The 20822-nt window shown below is 72.8% G+C and carries 19 protein-coding genes and 1 pseudogene; 11 read left to right on the forward strand and 9 right to left on the reverse strand.

Annotated features, from left to right (window positions below; genetic code table 11):
- Window position 1 precedes the first annotated feature (1 nt).
- The 4 genes from F1D97_RS03210 to pknB are packed head-to-tail and all read left to right on the forward strand — an operon-like array spanning window position 2 to window position 6307.
- On the forward strand, window positions 2-1504 hold the full coding sequence (locus F1D97_RS03210; RefSeq protein WP_236122292.1) for an FtsW/RodA/SpoVE family cell cycle protein: 1503 nt from the start codon (window positions 2-4) through the stop codon (window positions 1502-1504).
- A complete protein-coding gene (locus F1D97_RS03215; RefSeq protein WP_236122293.1) occupies window positions 1501-2952 on the forward strand; it encodes a peptidoglycan D,D-transpeptidase FtsI family protein in 1452 nt (483 codons plus the stop codon). Before F1D97_RS03210 ends, F1D97_RS03215 begins: the two co-directional genes overlap by 4 nt.
- Window positions 2949-4244 carry a serine/threonine-protein kinase gene (locus tag F1D97_RS03220; RefSeq protein ID WP_236122294.1) on the forward strand — a complete coding sequence of 432 codons (1296 nt, stop codon included), beginning with the start codon at window positions 2949-2951 and terminating at the stop codon, window positions 4242-4244. The genes F1D97_RS03215 and F1D97_RS03220 overlap by 4 nt, the downstream gene beginning before the upstream one ends.
- Window positions 4244-6307, forward strand: a complete 2064-nt coding sequence (pknB, locus tag F1D97_RS03225; RefSeq protein WP_236122295.1) for a Stk1 family PASTA domain-containing Ser/Thr kinase — start codon at window positions 4244-4246, stop codon at window positions 6305-6307. Before F1D97_RS03220 ends, pknB begins: the two co-directional genes overlap by 1 nt.
- 128 nt (window positions 6308-6435) lie before the next feature.
- On the opposite strand, the gene F1D97_RS03230 is transcribed toward pknB, so the two are convergent.
- Genes F1D97_RS03230 through F1D97_RS03245 form a run of 4 tightly spaced genes read right to left on the reverse strand, consistent with a single transcriptional unit; the run spans window position 6436 to window position 8936 of the window.
- Window positions 6436-7059, reverse strand: coding sequence for an aminodeoxychorismate/anthranilate synthase component II (locus tag F1D97_RS03230; RefSeq protein ID WP_236123467.1), 624 nt, complete (start codon window positions 7057-7059; stop codon window positions 6436-6438).
- Window positions 7060-7061: 2 nt separating this feature from the next.
- Entirely contained in the window at window positions 7062-7223 is a 162-nt protein-coding gene (locus tag F1D97_RS03235; protein ID WP_236123659.1) for a hypothetical protein, read from the reverse strand.
- A 31-nt stretch (window positions 7224-7254) separates the two neighbouring features.
- The gene (locus F1D97_RS03240; RefSeq protein ID WP_236122296.1) at window positions 7255-8049 is read right to left on the reverse strand and encodes a class E sortase; all 795 of its coding nucleotides are present in this window, start codon (window positions 8047-8049) and stop codon (window positions 7255-7257) included.
- The gene (locus F1D97_RS03245) at window positions 8046-8936 is read right to left on the reverse strand and encodes a DUF881 domain-containing protein (protein ID WP_236122297.1); all 891 of its coding nucleotides are present in this window, start codon (window positions 8934-8936) and stop codon (window positions 8046-8048) included. The genes F1D97_RS03240 and F1D97_RS03245 overlap by 4 nt, the downstream gene beginning before the upstream one ends.
- Window positions 8937-9189: 253 nt before the next feature.
- Between F1D97_RS03245 and F1D97_RS03250 the strand changes: the two genes are divergently transcribed.
- Window positions 9190-9447 (forward strand): cell division protein CrgA, encoded by a 258-nt coding sequence (locus tag F1D97_RS03250; protein ID WP_236122298.1) that lies wholly within the window; start codon window positions 9190-9192, stop codon window positions 9445-9447.
- A 178-nt stretch (window positions 9448-9625) separates the two neighbouring features.
- Here F1D97_RS03250 and F1D97_RS03255 read toward each other — a convergent pair whose 3' ends face one another.
- Both F1D97_RS03255 and F1D97_RS03260 read right to left on the reverse strand, forming a co-directional pair.
- Window positions 9626-10546: a rhomboid family intramembrane serine protease gene (locus tag F1D97_RS03255; protein ID WP_236123468.1), complete on the reverse strand. Its 921-nt coding sequence runs from the start codon at window positions 10544-10546 to the stop codon at window positions 9626-9628.
- The gene (locus tag F1D97_RS03260; RefSeq protein WP_236122299.1) at window positions 10543-11082 is read right to left on the reverse strand and encodes a peptidylprolyl isomerase; all 540 of its coding nucleotides are present in this window, start codon (window positions 11080-11082) and stop codon (window positions 10543-10545) included. The genes F1D97_RS03255 and F1D97_RS03260 overlap by 4 nt, the downstream gene beginning before the upstream one ends.
- A gap of 98 nt (window positions 11083-11180) precedes the next feature.
- On the opposite strand from F1D97_RS03260, the gene F1D97_RS03265 reads away from it, so the two are divergent.
- From F1D97_RS03265 to F1D97_RS03280, 4 genes are all read left to right on the forward strand, one after another.
- A complete protein-coding gene (locus F1D97_RS03265) occupies window positions 11181-12095 on the forward strand; it encodes a hypothetical protein (RefSeq protein ID WP_236122300.1) in 915 nt (304 codons plus the stop codon).
- 298 nt (window positions 12096-12393) lie between these two features.
- Window positions 12394-15207: a glycoside hydrolase family 9 protein gene (locus F1D97_RS03270; RefSeq protein ID WP_317618939.1), complete on the forward strand. Its 2814-nt coding sequence runs from the start codon at window positions 12394-12396 to the stop codon at window positions 15205-15207.
- A 137-nt stretch (window positions 15208-15344) separates the two neighbouring features.
- The gene (locus F1D97_RS03275; RefSeq protein WP_236122302.1) at window positions 15345-16121 is read left to right on the forward strand and encodes a GNAT family N-acetyltransferase; all 777 of its coding nucleotides are present in this window, start codon (window positions 15345-15347) and stop codon (window positions 16119-16121) included.
- Between the two features lie 67 nt (window positions 16122-16188).
- A complete protein-coding gene (locus tag F1D97_RS03280; RefSeq protein WP_236122303.1) occupies window positions 16189-16968 on the forward strand; it encodes a hypothetical protein in 780 nt (259 codons plus the stop codon).
- 78 nt (window positions 16969-17046) lie between these two features.
- Here the strand turns inward: F1D97_RS03280 and F1D97_RS03285 are convergent, their stop codons facing one another.
- From F1D97_RS03285 to F1D97_RS03295, 3 genes and pseudogenes are all read right to left on the reverse strand, one after another.
- Complete coding sequence (locus F1D97_RS03285; protein ID WP_236122304.1) at window positions 17047-17895, reverse strand: ABC transporter permease; 849 nt, start codon at window positions 17893-17895, stop codon at window positions 17047-17049.
- Window positions 17892-18755: an ABC transporter permease gene (locus tag F1D97_RS03290; protein WP_236122305.1), complete on the reverse strand. Its 864-nt coding sequence runs from the start codon at window positions 18753-18755 to the stop codon at window positions 17892-17894. The genes F1D97_RS03285 and F1D97_RS03290 overlap by 4 nt, the downstream gene beginning before the upstream one ends.
- Window positions 18755-19666, reverse strand: a pseudogene (locus tag F1D97_RS03295) (ABC transporter ATP-binding protein). The gene F1D97_RS03290 and the pseudogene F1D97_RS03295 overlap by 1 nt, the downstream one beginning before the upstream one ends.
- 229 nt (window positions 19667-19895) lie before the next feature.
- Between F1D97_RS03295 and F1D97_RS03300 the strand changes: the two are divergent.
- The gene (locus tag F1D97_RS03300) at window positions 19896-20165 is read left to right on the forward strand and encodes a GlsB/YeaQ/YmgE family stress response membrane protein (RefSeq protein ID WP_236122306.1); all 270 of its coding nucleotides are present in this window, start codon (window positions 19896-19898) and stop codon (window positions 20163-20165) included.
- Between the two features lie 94 nt (window positions 20166-20259).
- Complete coding sequence (locus tag F1D97_RS03305) at window positions 20260-20814, forward strand: hypothetical protein (RefSeq protein WP_236122307.1); 555 nt, start codon at window positions 20260-20262, stop codon at window positions 20812-20814.
- Window positions 20815-20822: the final 8 nt, after the last annotated feature.

Genomic DNA, 20822 nt, shown 5'->3' on the forward strand with positions numbered 1-20822 from the left:
GATGGCCACCGTCGAGCCGCACCGGGTGCGCGCCGGACGGGGCGTCGAGCTCTGGCTGCTGGTGCTGGCGCTCGCGCTGGCGGTCGGCGCGTACGCGCTCGTCGGCCTCGGCACGTCCGACGAGGTGCCCGCCGACGTCCTGGGCTACGGCGCGGGGCTCGCGGCGCTCGCGCTCGGGCTGCACGTCGTGCTGCGCTGGCGCGCGCCGTACGCGGACCCCGTGATCCTGCCCGTGACGATCGCGCTCAACGGCATCGGCCTGGCGATGATCTACCGGATCGACATCGCGTACGAGGGCGCCGGCAAGGACCACGGGTTCGCCGGGCGCCAGTTGCTGTGGACGACGATCTCGGTGGTGCTCGCCGCGGCGGTGCTGATCTGCCTGCGCGACCACCGCACGCTGCGGCGCTACACGTACACCGCGATGGTCGTCGGTCTCGTGCTGCTCGGCCTGCCGCTGCTGCCCGTGCTGGGCACGTCGATCAACGGCGCGCGGATCTGGGTGAACGTCGGCTCGGTCGGCATGCAGCCCGCGGAGTTCGCGAAGCTCGCGCTGGCCGTGTTCTTCGCGGGGTACCTGGTGACGCACCGCGACACGCTCGCGCTGGCCGGCCCGCGGTTCGCGGGGCTGCAGCTGCCGCGCGCGCGGGACCTCGGCCCGATCCTCGTCGTGTGGGCCGGCTCGATCGCGGTGCTCGTGTTCGAGCGGGACCTGGGGACGTCGCTGCTGCTGTTCGGGCTGTTCGTCGCGATGCTGTACCTCGCGACCGAGCGCGTGAGCTGGGTCGTCATCGGCCTCGCGATGTTCGTCGGCGGCGCGGTCGTCGCGAGCAGCGTGTTCAGCCACGTCGGCGCGCGGTTCGACGCGTGGCTGCACGCGATGGACCCGGAGATCTTCGACCGGATGTACGGCGGCTCGGGCCAGCTCGTGCGCGGGCTGTTCGGCATGGCCAGCGGCGGGCTGTTCGGCACCGGCTGGGGCCAGGGGCGCCCGGACCTCGTGACGTACGCCGAGTCGGACTTCATCGTCCCGTCGCTCGGCGAGGAGCTCGGCCTGACCGGCCTGCTCGCGATCCTCATGCTGTACGTCGTGCTCACGCAGCGCGGCATGCGCGCGGCGATCGGCGTGCGCGACGGGTTCGGCAAGCTGCTCGCGGGCGGTCTCGCGTTCGTCGTGGCGTGGCAGTGCTTCGTCGTCGTCGGCGGCGTCACGCGGCTCATCCCGCTGACCGGCCTGACGACGCCGTTCCTCGCGTACGGCGGGTCGAGCCTGCTCGCGAACTGGATCATCGTCGCGCTGCTGCTGCGCGTGTCCGACGACGCGCGTCGTCCCGCGCCCGCCGCGCGTGGCGTACGTGCCGACGAGCCGCTGCCGGGCGAGGTCCCGGACGACGACGCGCCCGTGCCCACGCGCGTGCCGGCGGCCGCGGCCGCGCAGGGTGCGTCCGCGGGCGCCGAGCCCGACGACGAGCACCCGACCGAGCGCATCGGGGGGCTGTCGTGAACACCCCGCTGCGCCGCGTGGCGACCGTGATGCTCGTGATGTTCCTGGCCCTCATGGGCTCGGCGACGTGGGTGCAGTTCGTGCAGGCGCCCGGCCTCAACGCGGACTCCCGCAACGTGCGCACGCTGTACCGCGAGTTCGGCAACGCGCGCGGGCCGATCGTCGTCGCGGGCGGCGCGGTCGCCCGCTCGGTGAAGGTCGACGACTCGTTCGGCTACCAGCGCGAGTACACCGACGGCGAGCTGTACTCGGCCGTGACGGGCTTCTACTCGGTCGTGCACGGCAGCTCGCAGCTCGAGCGCGCCGCGAACGACCAGCTCACGGGCCGTGGCGACCAGCTGTTCTTCTCGCGCCTGCGCGACCTGGTGACGGGCCGCAAGCCCGAGGGCGCGGCCGTCGAGACGACGCTGGTCGAGGCCGCGCAGCGCGCCGCCTTCGAAGGCCTGGGCGACCAGCAGGGTGCGGTCGTCGCGATCGAGCCGGCCACCGGCCGCATCCTCGCGATGGTCTCGACGCCCGGCTTCGACCCGAACGCGCTCGCGACGCACGACGTGTCCGCCGCCAACGAGGCCTACGCGCAGCTCGCGGAGGCCGACGGCAACCCGCTGCGCTCCAACGCGACGCTGGAGACGTACCCGCCCGGCTCGACGTTCAAGCTCGTCACGGCCGCGGCGGCCCTCGAGAGCGGCGAGTACGACGCGTCGAGCACCCTGCCCGCGCCCGTGCGCCTCGACCTGCCGCAGACGAGCGCGACCATCGGCAACTTCGGCGGCGGCGGGTGCGGTGCGAACCCCATCACGCTCGCGGACGCCCTGCGCGTCTCGTGCAACACGGCGTTCGCACAGCTCGGCATGGACCTCGGCGACGACGCGCTGCGCGAGCAGGCGCAGCGGTTCGGCTTCGACGACGCGTCGCTCACGATCCCCATGGCGGTCGCGGCGAGCCGGTTCCCCGCGGAGGCGAACGCGCCGCAGACCGCCCAGTCCGCGATCGGCCAGTTCGACGTCGCGGCGACACCGCTGCAGATGGCGATGGTGTCCGCGGGCATCGCGAACGACGGCAAGGTCATGCGCCCGTACGTCGTCGAGCGCGTGCGCGCCGCGAACCTGTCGGTCGTCTCGCAGACGGAGCCCGAGGTCCTGTCGACGGCCGTCTCGCCCGGGACCGCCGCGCAGCTCACGGACATGATGGTCGACGTCGTCGCGAACGGGTCCGGCACCTCCGCGCAGATCCCCGGCGTGCAGGTCGCCGGCAAGACGGGCACCGCCCAGACGTCCGCGGACGCCGCGCCGCACGCGTGGTTCACCGCGTTCGCACCCGCGGACGACCCGCAGGTCGCGGTCGCGGTGCTCGTCGAGCACGGCGGCTCCGCGGGCTCGGAGGCCACGGGCGGGCGGGTCGCCGCGCCCATCGCCCGCGCCGTGATCCAGGCGGTGCTGGCCTCATGAGGACGACGGCGGGGCAGGCGCTCGGCAACCGCTACCGGCTCGTCCGGCAGATCGCGGTCGGCGGCATGGGCGAGGTGTGGGAGGGGTACGACGAGTCCCTCGCACGGCCCGTCGCGGTCAAGGTGCTCAAGGAGGAGTTCGCGGGGGACCAGGGCTTCCTCGAGCGGTTCCGCACCGAGGCGCGCAACTCCGCGGCCCTCTCGCACGCGAACATCGCGCAGCTGTTCGACTACGGCGAGCAGGACGGCTCGTCGTACCTCGTCATGGAGCTCGTCACGGGCGAGCCGCTGTCCGACCTGCTGGAGCGCGAGCCCGTGCTCCCGGTGCGGCGGCTGCTGCCGATCCTCGCCCAGACGGCGCGCGGCCTGCACGCCGCCCACGAGGCCGGCGTGGTGCACCGCGACGTCAAGCCCGGCAACATCCTGCTGGGCCGCGGCGGGCGCGTGAAGATCACCGACTTCGGGGTGTCGCTCGCGCGCAACCAGATGACCATGACCGCGACGGGCATGGTCATGGGCACCGCGCAGTACCTGTCGCCCGAGCAGGCCGTCGGCCGCCCGGCGACGCCGCTGTCGGACCTGTACTCGCTCGGGATCATCGCGTACGAGGCGCTCGTCGGGCACCGTCCGTTCACGGGTCCCACCGCCGTCGACATCGCGGTCGCGCACGTCAACACCCCGGTCCCGCCGCTGCCCAAGGCGATCGAGCCCAAGCTCGCCGACCTCGTCGTGCGCCTGCTGTCGAAGGACCCCGCACAACGCCCCACCTCCGGTGCCGCGCTCGCGCGCGAGCTCGACCGGCTGCTGCCGCGCACCCCCGCGGGCGGCGTGCCCGTGATCGTGTCCCAGCCGACCCCGCGACCGGTCACGCCGCCGCGCGCGCCGACGCCCGTCGGCGTCCCGCCCGGCACGCCCCCGCCGCCCGCGCCCACACCGGCCCCGGGCAGCGAGCGACCCCCGTCGTACCCGCCGCGGCGCAACCTGCGCCCCGACTCCGTGCCGCCCCGGCCCCCGGGCCCCCGGACCGGGCTGATGGGATCGGGCCCCCGGCTCGGGCGGTTCGGCCGCATGAGCTGGCCGCTGCTCGCGCTCGTCCTGCTGCTCGGCGCGCTGCTCGGAGCGGCGCTCGCCGGACAGCTCACCAAGGCGGACGGAGGCTCGTCCGGCGCATCTCTCGCCCGTATCGTGACCTGGACGTCCGTCGCGCAGCCCCCACCAGGTGGGATGATCGGCCCGGATGTCAGCCCTGCGCGCGTCGACCAGGGACCCCAGAAGGAAGTGAAGGACGCCTAGTGGTGGACAGCGGACCCCGCCTCCTCGCCGGCCGGTACGAGGTCGGTGAGCTCATCGGCCGCGGCGGCATGGCCGAGGTGCACATCGGCCACGACACGCGTCTGGGCCGGACGGTCGCGATCAAGATCCTGCGCTCCGACCTGGCTCGCGACCCGTCGTTCCAGAACCGGTTCCGCCGCGAGGCGCAGGCCGCCGCCGCGCTGAACCACCCGGCCATCGTCGCCGTGTACGACACGGGCGAGGACGTCGTCACGGAGCCCACGGGCGTCGTCGCGCACGTGCCGTTCATCGTCATGGAGTACGTCGAGGGCCACACGGTCCGCGACATCCTGCGCGACGGCGCCGCGGTGCCGATCGAGGAGGCCGTCGAGATCACGATCGGCGTGCTCTCGGCGCTCGAGTACTCGCACCACGCGGGCATCGTGCACCGCGACATCAAGCCCGCGAACGTCATGCTCACGCCCACGGGCGCGGTCAAGGTCATGGACTTCGGCATCGCGCGCGCCGTCGCGGACTCCGCCGCGACGATGACGGCCACGCAGGCCGTGATCGGCACCGCGCAGTACCTGTCGCCCGAGCAGGCGCGCGGCGAGCAGGTCGACGCGCGCTCCGACCTGTACTCCACGGGCTGCCTGCTGTTCGAGCTGCTCACGGGCCGGCCGCCGTTCACGGGCGACTCGCTCGTGTCGGTCGCCTACCAGCACGTGCGCGAGGCCGCGCCGGTGCCGAGCTCGCTCGCGTCCGACGTGCCCGAGTCGCTCGACCGCATCACCATGAAGTCGCTCACCAAGGACCGTGAGGCCCGGTACTCGAACGCCGCGGAGTTCCGCGCGGACCTCGAGGCCGTGCTGCGCGGCGGTGTGGTCTCCGCTCCCCCGGTCGGCGTCGCCGCCGTCCCGGCGCTCCCGGCGACCGACGCCACCCAGGTCATGTCCCCGACCGCGACGACCGTCGCCGCGACGCAGGCGTTCCCGCCCGCGACGCCGTGGGGCTCGACCGGCATCGGCAGCGAGCTCGCCGCGACGAGCACCGACGAGGACGACGACGAGAACAAGCGCCCCTGGCTGATCTGGGTGCTCGTCGGCATCGCCGTGCTCGCGGTCGCGGGCATCGTCGCGCTGCTCGTCGCGAACTCCGGGGACGACGAGCCGAAGACGGTGGCCGTGCCGACGGTCGCCGGCAAGACCGCGGAGGAGGCGTCCGCGGCCCTCCAGGCCGTCGACCTGGTCCTCGGCGAGCGGTCGCAGGAGGCGTCGACCACGGTCCCCGCGGGTCAGATCATCCGCACCGACCCGGCCGAGGGCACCGAGGTCGCGCCCGAGACCGTCGTCGACTACGTCGAGTCCTCCGGGCCCGACTCCGTGGAGGTCGAGGACGTCTCCGGGCGGACCGAGTCGCAGGCCGAGCAGATCCTGGAGGGCCAGGGCCTGGTGGTCAACGGCGACCGCAAGGAGGACAACAACCCGAACTTCCCCAAGGGCCAGGTCACCAAGACCGACCCGCCTGGGGGCGAGCTCGTCGACGCCGGCTCGAAGGTCACGCTGTACGTCTCCACCGGCATGGTCGACCTGCCCGACCTGGTGGGGAAGACGCAGGAGGAGGCGCTCGCCACGCTCGCCGAGCTCAAGCTCGTCGCGACCGTCAACAAGGTCACGACGACCGAGCACGAGGACGGCAAGGTCTTCGAGCAGGACCGCTCGCCCGGCCTCGTGCCGCAGGGCACGCAGGTGTCCATCCAGGTGGCGGTCGCCCCGCAGACGGCACGCATCCCGGACAACATCAACGACATGACGTTCGCGGAGGCGGCGCAGGCGCTCGACGCGCTCGGGTTCACGAACGTGCGGCGCGAGGAGCAGCCGTCCGACGAGCCGCGCGACGCGGTCATCTGGACCGAGCCCGGCGGCGGCACCGAGCTCCTGCTCGACGAGCTCATCATCGTCCACGTCTCGTCCGGCCCGCCGGAGCAGACCACGGAGCCCGACCCGGGCGGCTCGCCCGACCCCGGTGGCGAGGAGGGCGGCGGGCAGAGCGTCCGGCAGCCCGACGCCGCCCGGCGCCCCTGACGGGCGCGACCGACCGACGAACGCACGACACCGCCCCGGCTCGGGACTCCTGAGCCGGGGCGGTGTCGTTCGTCTGTGTCGTTCGTCGGTGTCGTTGCGGCTGCGTCCGGGGGCGGCCCCGGTGCCCGCTACAGGCGCACGAGCGGGTGCAGGCCCGCCGAGCGGGCGACCGCCTGGTCGTCGCCGCACAGCTCGAGCCAGTTCGCCAGCAGGCGGTGGCCGCCCTCGGTGAGCACCGACTCGGGGTGGAACTGCACGCCGTACAGCGGCAGCGTGCGGTGCTGCAGGCCCATGATCACGTCGCCCGTACGGGCGGTGACGACGAGCTCGTCGGACACCGTGCCGTCGACGACCGCGAGCGAGTGGTAGCGCGTCGCGGTGAACGGGCTGGGCAGGTCCGCGAGCACGCCCTCGCCCTCGTGCGAGACCTCGCTCGTCTTGCCGTGCATGAGCTCGGGCGCGTGCGTGACCGTCCCGCCGAACACCTCGCCGAGGGCCTGGTGGCCCAAGCACACGCCGAGCATGGGCGTGCCGGTCGCCGCGCACTCGCGGATGACGTCCATGCTCCTGCCCGCCTCGGCCGGCGTGCCCGGCCCGGGCGAGACGAGCACGCCGTCGAACTCGCCGCGCTCCTCGAGCGGCGGCACCGCGTCGTTGCGCACGACGACCGTCTCGGCGCCGAGCTGGTCGAGGTACCCGACGATCGTGTAGACGAACGAGTCGTAGTTGTCGATCACGAGGATCCGGGTCATCGTCACTCACCCACCGTGGTGTCGTTGAAGGGCATGTACGGCGCGACCGCCGGGAAGACCCACTGGAAGCAGGCCGCGAGCACCGCCGCCGCGAGGACCGCGAGCAGCAGCACGCGCACGACGGCCGGTCCGGGCAGGTGCCGCCAGAGCCATCCGTACATCATCGCCTCCCGTCCGCCCGCGGGTCCCGGGCATTCATGATGCACTCGGCAGCAGCTCGGCGGGCGTGCCGTCCGCCACGGGGGCCCAGTAGTCGAGGACGCCGTGCACGATGTACCGCTCGCGCGCGGAGAACATCGGGTGGCACGTGGTCAGCGTGATGGACCGCTCGGTCGGGGACTCGCCCGGACGGTTCGGCACGGGCGCGATGACCTCGGTCTGCGACGGGTGGACGACCTGCCAGGACGTCACGCGGTACACGTACCAGGTGTCCGAGCCGGGCCCGCCGTCGACGGTCGCGGTCCGCACGACGACCGCGTCGCCCTCCTGCAGCTCGGCGATCCGGTTGAACGGCTTCGCGAACGTGGTGCGGTGCGCGGCGAGCGCGAAGTTCCCGACGCCGCCCGGCATCGCGGTGCCCGGGTAGTGCCCGACGCCCAGCACGTCGAGCACGTTCGCGCGGTCCACGCCCTCGCTCACGGGACGCTCCGGCTCGCCGTCCCAGCGGGGCACCTGGATCGTCGCGAACGTCGTCATGTAGTCGACCTCGGCCATCACGGGCGGCTCGTCGCGCCGCGGGGTCGCGACGAGCGGGCCCTCGGGCGCCGCGCCGGTCGGCGTGGGCACCGCGACGCGCGGCAGCTCCCGGACCACCTCCGCCTGTGCGCGGTTGCCCTCGACGTCCGTCCACCACAGCTGCCAGACGAGGAACGCCAGGACGAGCACGCCGAGCGTGATGAGCAGCTCGCCGAGCACGCCGAGGGCGCCGTACGCCGCGCGCGCACCGCGCGACGGCCGGCGCTGGGCGCGGGCGTGGGTCGGGGTGGTCATCCGGCCGTGGGTCCCCCGCTCACGGTCGGCCCGGTGCCGGCACCGTCGCCGCCGTCGGGGCCGTCGTCGAGCTGCGTCTCGAGCGTGCTGACCTCCGGCTCGGCGACGGCCGCCGCGGCCTCGTCGAGACCGGGCAGCACCTGCGTGCCCTCGGGCACGGTCGCGTAGCGCAGGTCGGTGGAGCCGGCGTACGCGTCGATCTGCAGGTCGTCGTCGGACTCGACGGACCAGCCCAGCCCGACCGACACCGCGTCGGCGCGGTACGCGTTGACCTCGGGCGAGTCGGACAGCGCGGCGCGCAGCAGGTCGGGGTCGCCGACGGCGCGGATGACGTACGGCGGCGAGTAGACCTGGCCCTGCAGACGCAGCACGTTGCCGACGCAGCGGAACGCGCTCGTCGAGATGACGCGCTGGTCCATGAGCGACATCGCCTCGGCGCCGCCCGCCCACAGCGCGTTCATGACGGCCTGGATGTCCTGCTGGTGCACGACGAGCACGTCGGGGCTGATGTCCTCGAGGCCGGGCTGGTCCTGTGGGGCGTCGTCGAGCGTGACGGTCAGCCCGGGCCCGACGACGGGCAGCACGCCGGACTCGACGCGGTACCCGGTCGGCGGGACGCCGATCTCGGTGCCCGCCGCCGCAGCGGCGGACTCGGTGAGCGCGTCGACCTGCCCGCGCAGCGCGTCGACCTCGCCCGTGAGCGTCTCGACGCGCTGGACCTCGGCGATCGCCAGCTCGCGCAGGTCCTGCGGGTGGCGCTCGGCGTCGGACGCGCGCGCGAACTTGGCGTTCGCGGCGAACAGCGCGCCGGACAGCGCGAGCACGATCGTCACCGAGGCGGTCCCGCGCGCGACGCGGCGGTTCGCGCGGTGCGAGCGCTCGGTCACGCGCGCCTCCCTCGGGCTGCGCCCCCGGGGGTCCGCGGGGCTGGCTGACGGTCGTGCCGACGGTCCGTGCCGGCACGGTATTGTCGCCCACTACGCTAGGCGATGGTGCCGACCGTCCGGTCTCGGCCTGGTCTCGATCTCGGACCCCTCGGGGCCGACGAGCCCAGGCCCCCGTGCGCAGGTGCCGTCCGACCCCACCCGGTGGGGTGCGCACACCGCCCGTGCGCACCTCGTCGCAGAGCAGGAGATCTCGGTGCCCGAGTCCAAGTCACGCAAGAAGGCCACGTACACGCCGCCGGCGGAGAAGGCCGCGCCCAAGCCCAGCCCGCGCTGGTGGGTGCCCGTGATGCTGGGGCTCATGCTCCTGGGCCTGGTGTGGATCGTGACGTTCTACATCTCCCGCTCGGCGGGCCGCACGCCGGACCTCCCCCTGCCCATCGGCAGCTGGAACCTCGCGGTGGGCGCGGTGCTCATCATCACCGGCTTCAGCATGACGACGCGCTGGCGCTGACGCGCCGCCTCATGACGCCCGAGAGGCGCCGACCCTGACCGGGGTCGGCGCCTCTCGTCGTCTCTCGTCGCGTCCTGGCGAAGGATTCGCGACCCCGCTCGTCGTCCCCAGCGGTGGACACAGCTGTGGATAACTACACGCGTGTAGTTCCACAGGTGTGACTCGTGCTGTGGAGTGATCAGCGAGGACCGTAGAACGCTGTCCACAGGACGTCGCGTGGCAGTGTCCACAGCTCTCGGACCTCGGCGGGCGCCTGCCCGTACGCCCAGGTCGTGAGCGCGACGAGCAGCACGAGCGTCACCACGGGAAGCACGACCGCGACGAGCCGGCGCCGCTCGCGCGGCGCGAACGCGTAGCCGGCCGCGACGAGCGCCCCGACGACGAGCCCGCCCAGGTGCCCCTGCCACGAGATCCCGGGCACGACGAAGCTGAACACCATGTTGATCGCGATGATCCCGAGGATGCTCTGCGCGGGGTGACCCGAGCGCCACATCACGACGAACGCGGCGCCGAACAGCCCGAAGATCGCGCCGGACGCACCCACCACGCCGCCGTACCAGCTCGACCAGCCGAGCGCCGCGGACAGCAGCACCACGACCGACCCGCCGATCGCGCTCAGCAGGTACAGCGACACGTACCGCACACGCCCGAGCTGCATCTCCAGGTACGGGCCGACGGCCCACAGCGCGACCATGTTGAGCAGGATGTGGAAGAACGACCCCTCGGAGTGCAGGAACGCCGAGGTGAGGAACCGCCACGGGTCCACGTGACCCCAGAACGGCGAGTAGTACCAGCGGTTCGTGAAGTCCGGGACGGTCTGCTGCGCGATGAACGCGACCACGCAGACCGCGATGATCGACAGCGTGACGACGGGCCGGATGCCCGGCCGGACGACGCCCCCGAACTGCGTGCGCGCACCGCGCTGGGTCGCGGCGGCCTCGCGCACGCAGTCGACGCACTGCACGCCGACCGCCGCGGGCCGCTGGCAGTCCGGGCACACCGGCCGCCCGCACCGCTGGCACCGGACGTACGCGACGCGGTCCGGGTGGCGCGGGCAGACCGGTGGTGCCTGCTGCTCTGGCTGCTCGCTCAGCGTCAGTCCTCGATCTCGACCGACTCGATCACGACGTCCTGCACCGGGCGGTCGCCGGGACGCGTGGGGGCCGTCGCGATCGCGTCGACCACGGCACGGCTCGCGTCGTCGGCGACCTTGCCGAAGATCGTGTGCTTGCCGTTGAGCCACGTGGTCGGGGCGACCGAGATGAAGAACTGCGAGCCGTTGGTACCGCCGACCTTGCCCGTGACCGGGTCGAGGCGCTTGCCGGCGTTCGCCATGGCGAGCAGGTAGGGCTCCGTGAAGCCGAGCTCCGGGTGGATCTCGTCGTCGAAGTTGTAGCCCGGGCCGCCGCGGCCCGTGCCGAGCGGGTCACCGCCCTGGATCATGAAGCCCTCGATGACGCGGTGGAACACCGTGCCCGCGTACAGGGAGTCGTTGCGCGTGGCGCCCGTCTTCGGGTCCGTCCACTCCTTGGTGCCCTTCGCCAGGCCGACGAAGTTCGCCACGGTCGTGGGGGCGTGGTTCGGGTAGAGCTCGATCCGGATGTCACCGGCCGTCGTGTGCAGGGTCGCGAACATGCGGCCAAGTCTGGCACGGCACCGCTCGCGGGTCCGCTGCACGCGCGCCCTCGCGGTGGCAGAGTGGGAGGTCAGACCCGGACACGTGGGGAGTGGACATGCCTTTGAAGAGCCGGCCCAACATCGACGTCGACACCGAGCAGCTCAAGAAGCAGGCCGGTCTGGCGGCGGACCAGGCGAAGGCTGCGGCGGGCACGCTCAAGGACGCGAGCTCGGCGGCGGCGTCGAAGGCCGCGGACGCGGCCGTGCTCGCCAAGGAGTGGACCGCGCCGCGCGTCGAGGCGTTCGTCGACTGGCTGCTGCCGCGCGTCGACCACCTCTACAAGGAGAGCGTGAAGGCCGCCGCGCCCAAGGTCGAGCAGGCGGCCGAGAAGGTCTCGCCGGCGATCGACACGGCGCACGACAAGCTGGTCGACGAGCTGCTGCCGAAGCTCGTGCAGGCCGTCAACGAGGCCGCCGAGCGCGCGGGTGCCGCCGCGGAGAAGGCCGTCGACGCCGCGTCGACGAAGGCCGCCGCAGGCGTCGCGGGCGTCGCGGCCGCCGCCGCCGCGAAGTCGAAGGCGGAGAAGAAGCACACCGGCGCCAAGGTGTTCTGGACGCTCCTGGGCCTGATCGGCCTGGGGGCGGCGTTCGCCGCCTGGAAGCGGTCGCAGGACACGAGCGACCCGTGGGCGGAGCCGTGGGAGCCGACCGACGCGCTCGGCTCGTCGACCGCCCCCGCGCACGACTCGCTGCGTGAGCGCACCGCCGACGCCGCGGGCGATGCCGCGGACGCACTGGGCGAGGCGGCCGGCGTGGCCGTGGCCAAGGGCCGCGACGCCGCGTCGAAGGCCGGCCACAGCATCGCCGAGGCCAAGGAGGAGATCGGCGAGAAGATCGCGGAGGCCAAGGAGGAGATCGAGGAGAAGCTCGGCGAGGCGAAGGAGGCCGCGACCGGCACCGCGCGCAAGGCCACGCGCCGCGCGGCTCCGAAGAAGCCGACGGGCGAGTCCGCCACCGACGACACGAAGTGACCGCCCGCCGCGGAGCACGCTGAGCCACCACGAGGCCCGGCCACCACCCCGGTGAGCCGGGCCTCGCCGTGCACGCGGGGGACGACACGAGCGCGAATCGTTTAGTTCGTTGTGGTGGTTCCTCCCCCGATCCGACGATTCGCCTGGCGTGTCGCACCGGGGCGACGTCCCGTCCGCGACCGCCAGTGTCCGCGCGTCGGGAAGAGGAGCCATGCGTCCGCGAACCCAGTCCCCCCACCCATCCAGCAGAGCCACAGCCGGCCGACGGACCCGCGGGCGCACCCGCCTCGCCGCCGGCGTGAGCCTCGCCGTCGCGGCCAGCGCGCTCGTCGTCCCCCTGGCGACGTCCGCGAGCGCCGCTCCCGACTTCAACTACGCCGAGGCGCTGCAGAAGTCGATGTTCTTCTACCAGGCCCAGGCGTCCGGCGACCTGCCGGCGAACTACCCCGTCTCGTGGCGCGGCGACTCCGGCCTGCAGGACGGCTCCGACGTCGGCGTCGACCTCACGGGCGGCTGGTACGACGCGGGCGACCACGTGAAGTTCGGGTTCCCGATGGCCTTCACGACGACCATGCTCGCGTGGGGTGCCGTCGAGTCCCCCGGCGGCTACACGAAGTCCGGGCAGCTGGACGAGCTCAAGGGCAACCTGAAGTGGGTCAACGACTACTTCATCAAGGCCCACACCAAGCCCAACGAGCTGTACGTGCAGGTGGGCGGCGGCGAGGCCGACCACAAGTGGTGGGGTCCGGCCGAGGTCATGACGATGGCCCGCCCGGCGTACAAGATCACCGCGTCCTGCCCCGGCTCGGACGCCGCCGCGGAGACCGCGGCCGCGATGGCGTCGTCGTCGCTCGTGTTCGCCGACTCCGACCCGTCGTACGCGGCCACGCTCGTCACGCACGCCAAGCAGCTCTACTCGTTCGCCGACACCTACCGCGGCGCGTACTCCGACTGCGTCAAGGACGCGCAGGCGTACTACAAGTCGTGGTCGGGCTACCAGGACGAGCTCGTGTGGGGCGCGTACTGGCTGTACAAGGCCACGGGTGACGCGACGTACCTCGCGAAGGCCGAGGCCGAGTACGACAAGCTCGGCACGGAGAACCAGTCGACGACGAAGTCCTTCAAGTGGACCGTCGCGTGGGACAACAAGCAGTTCGCGACGTACGCGCTGCTCGCCATGGAGACGGGCAAGCAGAAGTACGTCGACGACGCGAACCGCTGGCTCGACTACTGGACCGTCGGTGCCGAGGGCCAGAAGATCGCGTACTCGCCGGGCGGCATGGCCGTGCTCGACTCGTGGGGTGCGCTGCGGTACGCCGCGAACACCTCGTTCGTCGCGCTCGTGTACTCCGACTGGATCACCGACTCGACGCGCAAGGCCCGCTACCAGGACTTCGGCGTCAAGCAGATCAACTACGCGCTGGGCGACAACCCCCGCAAGTCGTCGTACGTCGTGGGCTTCGGCGCCAACCCGCCGACCGCGCCGCACCACCGCACCGCGCACGGCTCGTGGCTCGACTCGATCACGACCCCCGCGGCCTCGCGCCACGTGCTGTACGGCGCGCTCGTCGGCGGACCGTCCGCCGCGAACGACGCGTACAAGGACGACCGGCAGGACTACGTGGCCAACGAGGTCGCGACCGACTACAACGCCGGCTTCACGTCCGCGCTCGCCTACCTGGTCGACCGGTACGGCGGCACCCCGCTGGCGAGCTTCCCCGTGGCGGAGACGCCGGACGGCGACGAGATCTTCGTCGAGGCGCAGCTCAACCAGGCGCCCGGCTCGACGTTCACCGAGGTCAAGGCCATGATCCGCAACCAGTCGGCGTTCCCGGCCCGGTCGCTGACCAACGGCAAGCTGCGCTACTGGTTCCGCACCGACGGGTTCGCGGCGTCCGACGTGACGCTCACGGCCAACTACTCCGAGTGCGGCTCGCAGTCCGGCAAGGGCGTCTCCGCGGGCGGCGACCTGGCGTACGTCGAGCTGTCGTGCGCCGGCCAGAACATCCACCCCGGCGGCCAGTCGCAGCACCGGCGCGAGCTGCAGTTCCGGCTCACCGGCCCCACCGGCTGGGACGCGACCGACGACCCGTCGTTCGCCGGCCTGACCCAGACGGGCCTGGCCAAGACGAAGAACATCACGCTGTACGACGGCACGAAGCTCATCTGGGGCACCGAGCCGACCGGCACGCAGGTCCCGGACGACACCACGGCCCCGACGGCGCCCGGCCTGCCGGTCGCCTCGTCCGTGACGTCGACGAGCGCCACGCTCACGTGGTCCGCCGCGACGGACGACACGGGCGTCGTCGGGTACGACGTCTACCGCGTCCAGGGCACGACGAGCACGCTCGTCGCCTCCCCGACGACCACCACGACGTCGCTCACCGGCCTGACCGCCGGCACGGCGTACACGTACAACGTCAAGGCGCGCGACGCCGCCGGGAACGTGTCCTCGGCCTCGCCGTCGGTCACGTTCACGACGACGACCGCACCGGCCGACACGACCGCGCCGACCGTCCCGGGCACGCCCGCGGCGTCCGCGGTCACGACGACGGGCGCGACCCTGTCCTGGACCGCGTCGACCGACGCGGGCTCGGGCGTCGCGAAGTACGAGGTGCTGCGGGTCTCCGGCACGACGACGACGCTCGTCGGCTCCCCGACGACGCCGACGTTCACGCTCACGGGCCTGACGCCGAAGACGTCGTACACGTACGCGGTGCGTGCGGTCGACGTCGCCGGCAACACGTCCGCCGCCTCCTCGTCGGTCACGTTCACGACGCTCGAGGAGACGACGACACCCCCGGGTGCGTGCACCGTCACGTACACGCCCAACAGCTGGAACACGGGCTTCACCGCCTCGGTGAAGATCACCAACTCCGGCACGTCGGCGCTCACGTGGGCGCTCGCGTTCGACCTCACGGCCGGGCAGAAGCTGAGCTCCGGCTGGAGCGCCGACTGGGCGCAGTCCGGGACCACCGTCACCGCGAAGGGCTTCTCCTGGAACGCGACGCTGGCTCCCGGTGCGAGCACCGAGATCGGCTTCCAGGGCACGCACGGCGGCCAGAACCCCAGCCCCACGACGTTCACCGTCAACGGCGCGGTCTGCAGCTGACCTGACCGACCCACCGGCGAGGGCCGGCATCCCCCGCGGGTGCCGGCCCTCGGCGCGTCCGGACGTCCGGGGGTGCGTCGCGTGTGGGCGCGGGAATGCACTTGCCGCGGGTGGGCCCGGATCGGTTGGCTGGGGCGATGGACCTCGTCGAGATGTGGCCCCCCGCGGGCGTTCGCGTGCTGTGCGGTGACCTCGAGCTGCGCTACCTGGACGACGAGCTGCTCGTGCACCTCGCCGACCTCGGGGCCGACGGGATCCACGACCCGGCCACCATGCCGTTCACGCGCTCGTGGACGCGCGGCACGCCCGACGAGGTGCGCCGGTCGATCCTGCAGTACCAGTGGGGCCTGCGCGGCGCGTTCTCGCGCGAGAAGTGGTCCCTCGAGCTCGCGGTCCTGCGCGGCGGCGAGGTGCTCGGCATCCAGGGTGTCTACGCGCAGGACTTCGCCGTGACCCGCGAGGCCGAGACCGGCTCGTGGCTCGGGCTGCGGCACCACGGGCAGGGCGTCGGGACGCGCATGCGGCTCGCGATCCTGCACCTGCTGTTCGACGGCCTCGGCGGCGAGCACGCGACCACGTCCGCGTTCGCGGACAACGGTCCCTCGACCGGCGTGACCCGGCGGCTCGGCTACGCGCCCAACGGCGAGACCGTCGTCGCGCGCGAGGGCGTGGCCGCGAGGTCGCTGCGGTACGTCATGCACCGCGCCACGTGGGAGGCGCGCGGCCCCGAGCTGCGCCCCGACGTGACGCTCGAGGGCGTCCCGGCGCTGCGCGCGTTCCTGGGGCTCGACGAGCCCGCCGACCCCTCCCCCGTGCCCGGCGACGACGCGCCGGTCCCGACGAGCGCGGTGCCGGTCCCAACGAGCGCGGTGCCGGTCCCCGTGGACGCCCCGGCGCTGCGCTCTTCCCGCTGAGGGCGGGTTCGGCCAGGCTGGGGTCGTGACCGTCCCGGGACGGTCGTGGCAGCGAGGGGGTGGGGGTGTGACGAGGACCGACCACGCGCGTGGTGGTCGCCGGTTCGCGGTCGAGCAGGCGCTCGCACCGCACGTCGAGCCGCAGTGGGCGCAGGACGTGCTGCTCGAGCTGCGGGTGCTCGGAGTCGACGGCACCGACATCGCGCGCGTCCTGTCGGACGTCGAGGTGCACGTCGTCGCGACGGGTGTGGCCGCCGCGACCGCGTTCGGCGACCCCGTCGCGTACGCGCGCTCGCTCGCGCTGCCGGTCGAGCCCGACGACGGGCAGGACGCCCGGGGTGTCGACGTCCTGCAGAGCGCCGCGCAGATCGTCGGCGTGATCGTGCTGTTCGGCGGCGCGTCCGCGTTGGGCCGCGGCGAGGACGCGGCCGTGACGTGGGGGATGCTGTGCTCCGCGCTGCTCGCCACGGGGGCGACCGCGCTGCTCCTGCGGCACGGCGAGCGGGTGCTGCGCGCCGTGGTGCGCTCGCGCGCGCGGCGGTTCCTGGTCACGGTGCTCGCGATCGCGATGGTCGTCGCCGTGCTGCTCGCCGTGCTCCCGACGCTGCTGCTGACCGCGGAGGCGTTCACGCTCCGGGCCGAGGTGGCGCTCGTCGTCGGCGCCGTCCTGTTCCTCGGCGCGACGACGCTCGGCATCGTCCGCGGCGCACGCATCCCCGACGACCCGATCTCGCTCGCCGAGCGCGGCACCCCGCAGCGGCGCTGGGTGTGGCTCAGCTCCGTCCCGCTGGTGGTCGCCGTGGTGCTCGGCGTCGTGGCGATGTACTTCCTGGGCCGCGCGTCCTGACCGCGCGTCCTGACCGTGCGTCCTGGCCGTGCGTCCTGATCGCGTCCTGGCCGCGATACCCGACCGCGCGCCCCGGCGTCAGGACAGGAACAGCGCGCGCAGCCGGCTGGTGGTGAACGCGACGCCGATCGCGATCATCGCGGCGAAGTAGCCGACGTGCGCGAGCATCCCGACGTGCAGGGCGCCCGTGGTGAGCCCGCGCACGAGCTCGACCGCGTGCCACAGCGGGAACGCCTTGATGACCCACTGGATCGGCTCGGCGTACACGGACAGCGGGTAGAACGTCGCCGAGAACAGGAACATCGGCAGCAGGACGAAGTTGATCCAGTCCATCTGCTGGAACGTCTTCATGTAGCTCGTGACGGCCATGCCCAGCGACGCGAAGCCGAACGCGATGAGCAGCACCGCGGGGATCGCGAGCGCCGCGGTCCACGACAGGTTGAGGCCCAGCACCTGCATGACGGTCATGAACCCGACCGCGTACACGCCACCGCGCAGCAGCGCGTAGACGATCTCCCCCAGCGCGACGTCCAGCGGGCCGATCGACGTCGCGAGCATCGCGTCGTACAACTTGCCGAAGTGCATCTTGAAGAAGACGTTCCACGTCGAGTCGTAGATCGCGCCGTTCATCGCGGACACCGCGAGCAGGGCGGGGGCGATGTACGCCGCGTACGGCACCTGCTCCCCCGTGCCGAGCGTGACGTCGCCGATGAACGTGCCGAGGCCCCAGCCCATCGCGAGCAGGTAGAACACCGGCTCGAAGAACCCGGACACGACGACGGTCCAGTTGCTCGCGCGCGTGGCCGCCAGCGCCCGCTCGACGACGGCGCGCACGTTGCCCGAGTACAGCGCGCGCACGCTGCCGGCGCGCCGCTCGTCGGCAGGGACGGTCACCTGGTCCGACGCCGTGGTCGATGCCGTGCTCATCCGCGCAGCCTCCCCGTGAACACGCGCCGGGCGACGAACCAGCCGACGACCGCCAGGACCGCGAGCACCGCGACGTGCGCGGCCCACGGCCACGCGTCCGGCCCGGGGCCGTACGACGCGAGGCGGCCCAGCTCGCTCGCGTGCCAGATGGGCGAGACCCACCCGATCCACTGCAGCCCGACGGGCAGCGTGTCGATCGGGTAGAACGTGCCGCTGAACAGGAACAACGGCGTGAAGACGAACCGCTGGACCATCGCGAACTGGCCCTTGTCCTCCTTGAGGCTCGCCGAGAACGCGAGCAGCGGCAGGCCGAACGCGAGGCCGGCGAGCACGCCGACCGGCGCCATGAGCGCGCCCGTGAGCGGGTCCCCCACCGCGCCGAACGCCACGATCAGGCCGTAGTACGCCACGCAGACGAACACCATGCGCAGCGTCACCGCGATGACCAGGCCCGTGCAGATCTGCTGCGGCGACGCCGGCGACGCGTTCATCCCCCAGAAGATCCGCCGCCACCGGAAGCCGCCCATGACGGTGTACGTGAACTCCTCGGTGGTCACCGAGACCGCGGCGGTCGCGAGCAGCGCGGGAGCGACGAACCACAGGTAGTCGACCGGCCCGTCCGGTCCGCTCGCCACGGGGACCTCGAGGAACGCGGCCAGGCCGAGCCCGATGCCGAGCATGTAGAGCAGCGGGCTGCCGATGCCCGTCATCACCACGGTCCAGCCGTAGGACCGCATCTGCTTGAGCTGGTGCTCCGCGATGTACCACGCGCCGAACCGGCGCGGCCGGATCGCACCGGCGTGCGCAGCGGCGACCATCTCGTGCGCGCCCGCGTCGGCGCTCGTCGTCGTCGCGCTCATCACTCGACCAGGCTGCGGCCGGTCAGCCGCAGGAACACGTCCTCGAGCGACGAGCGCCGCACGAGGCTCGTCGTCGGGTGCAGCCCGAGGTGCGCGACGCGCTCGAGCAGCGCCTCGCCGTCGTTCGTGTACAACAGCACACGGTCCGGAAGTACTTCATGGCGTTCGACCAGGTGAGCGAGCTGCTCGGCCGCCGACGCGTTGCGGTCGGAGCCGAACCGCAGCTCCACCACCTCGCGCGTCGAGTACTCCCGGATCAGCGCCGCGGGGGAGCCCTCGGCCATGATCCGGCCGTGGTCGACCACGATCAGCCGGTCGCACAGCTGCTCGGCCTCGTCCATGTAGTGCGTCGTCAGCACGAGCGTCGTGCCGCGCTCCTTGAGGCGGAACAGCCGGTCCCACAGCACGTGCCGCGCCTGCGGGTCGAGGCCCGTCGTCGGCTCGTCGAGCATGAGGATGCGCGGCTCGTTGATCAGGGCCCGCGCGATCGTCAGACGCCGCTTCATGCCCCCCGACAGGTCGTCGACGCGCGCCTTGGCCTTGTCCTCGAGCTGCGCGAACTCCAGCAGCTCGTCGGCCCGGCGCGCGCACACCGCGCGCGGGATGCCGAAGTACCGGCCCTACACGATGAGGTTGTCCCGCACCCTCAGCTCGGTGTCGAGGTTGTCCTCCTGCGGCACCACGCCGAGCTGCGAGCGGATCTCGGGCCCGTGCGTGTCCGGATCGAGGCCCACGACACGCAGGTCCCCCGACGTGCGCTGCGAGACCGCGCCGATCATCCGCATCGTCGTCGACTTGCCCGCGCCGTTGGGCCCCAGCAGCCCGAACGACTCGCCCGGCGGGACCTCGAAGTCGATGCCGTCGACGGCCGTGAAGTCACCGAACCGCTTGGTCAGCCCGCGCGCGGAGATGACCGGCGCGACGCTGCTGCCGGTGGTCGACGAGCCCGTCGACGAGCCCGTGGGAGCCGGGCCGGACGACGACGCGGGGGACGAGGGGAGTGCGGTCACAGTCGGTCACGGTAACCCGCGGCACCGACACGCACCGAACCCTTTCGACCGACCTCTCGCCGTGCGGGGTGCCCAGATCGCCCGTAAGGTCCCATACCTGCCAGAACCCCTCACTGTCAAGGAGTTCGACATGACCATCACCGGGATCATCAGCGCGATCATCATCGGCGCGATCATCGGCGTGCTCGGCCGGCTGTTCGCCCGCGGCCGCCAGCGCATCGGCGTGCTCGGCACCATCCTCGTCGGGATCGTCGCCGCGCTCGTCGGGACGTTCCTCGCCTCGCTCATCGGCGTGAAGGAGACCCCCGGCGTCGACTGGATCGAGCTCGCCCTCCAGATCGGCCTCGCGGTCCTGTTCGTCAGCGCCGTCTCCGGCCGCCGCCGCCGCGCCCTGCTCTGAGCCGTCCGCCCCGTCCGACGCACCGGCGTCCGGAGCCGGCGGCGGGAGCCCTTGGGCCCTGCCCGTCGACTCCGGGCGCCTGTAGCGTCCCCCCATGATCCTGGCCGACCTGCAGTCCCGTGTGCGCATCGCGCTGACGAACACGCTCGTCGAGGAGTGGACCCTGTTCACCCCGACCACCGGGACCAGCCGACCGAGCGAGCGCACCATCGCGTTCCACCTCGGCTGGTACGTGCGCCAGACCGTCGACCGGACCTGGGACGTCGACGCCGAGTACGACCGCTCCGGCATGGTCCTCGAGCAGTCCGTCCGGTACGACGGGCACGTCCCCAACCTGATCGTCCACCACCGCGGCCTGCTCGGCCCCGAGCACAACCTCCTGCTCGTCCACGTCGCCGTGGACTCCGCCACCGACGAGCGCGAGGGCCCCGGCATCGAGACCGCCCTCGCGCTGCAGCGACGGTTCGGCTACCGCTACGCGATGCTCCTCGACCTGCGCCTGCTCACCGAGGGCCGCCGCGCGTCCGTCACGCCGTACTGGCAGTGGACCACGCTCGAGCACGGCCCCGAGCACCCCGAGCCCGCCCCGGTCTACACCGACCGCGTGCTCGCCGAGATCACCGAGCGCGCCCGCCGCGCCGGCGACTGACGCTCCCG

Source organism: Cellulomonas palmilytica, from assembly GCF_021590045.1.
GTDB classification, from domain to species: Bacteria; Actinomycetota; Actinomycetes; order Actinomycetales; family Cellulomonadaceae; genus Cellulomonas; species Cellulomonas palmilytica.

What these genes read in the sequence shown, in the direction of transcription:
- F1D97_RS03210 (WP_236122292.1), top strand. Translation starts at nt 2, where the DNA reads ATGGCCACCGTCGAGCCGCACCGGGTGCGCGCCGGACGGGGCGTCGAG.
- F1D97_RS03220 (WP_236122294.1), top strand. Translation starts at nt 2,949, where the DNA reads ATGAGGACGACGGCGGGGCAGGCGCTCGGCAACCGCTACCGGCTCGTC.
- F1D97_RS03230 (WP_236123467.1), bottom strand. Translation starts at nt 7,059, where the DNA reads ATGACCCGGATCCTCGTGATCGACAACTACGACTCGTTCGTCTACACG.
- F1D97_RS03235 (WP_236123659.1), bottom strand. Translation starts at nt 7,223, where the DNA reads ATGATGTACGGATGGCTCTGGCGGCACCTGCCCGGACCGGCCGTCGTG.
- F1D97_RS03240 (WP_236122296.1), bottom strand. Translation starts at nt 8,049, where the DNA reads ATGACCACCCCGACCCACGCCCGCGCCCAGCGCCGGCCGTCGCGCGGT.
- F1D97_RS03260 (WP_236122299.1), bottom strand. Translation starts at nt 11,082, where the DNA reads ATGTTCGCGACCCTGCACACGACGGCCGGTGACATCCGGATCGAGCTC.
- F1D97_RS03265 (WP_236122300.1), top strand. Translation starts at nt 11,181, where the DNA reads ATGCCTTTGAAGAGCCGGCCCAACATCGACGTCGACACCGAGCAGCTC.
- F1D97_RS03275 (WP_236122302.1), top strand. Translation starts at nt 15,345, where the DNA reads ATGGACCTCGTCGAGATGTGGCCCCCCGCGGGCGTTCGCGTGCTGTGC.
- F1D97_RS03285 (WP_236122304.1), bottom strand. Translation starts at nt 17,895, where the DNA reads ATGAGCACGGCATCGACCACGGCGTCGGACCAGGTGACCGTCCCTGCC.
- F1D97_RS03290 (WP_236122305.1), bottom strand. Translation starts at nt 18,755, where the DNA reads ATGAGCGCGACGACGACGAGCGCCGACGCGGGCGCGCACGAGATGGTC.
- F1D97_RS03300 (WP_236122306.1), top strand. Translation starts at nt 19,896, where the DNA reads ATGACCATCACCGGGATCATCAGCGCGATCATCATCGGCGCGATCATC.
- F1D97_RS03305 (WP_236122307.1), top strand. Translation starts at nt 20,260, where the DNA reads ATGATCCTGGCCGACCTGCAGTCCCGTGTGCGCATCGCGCTGACGAAC.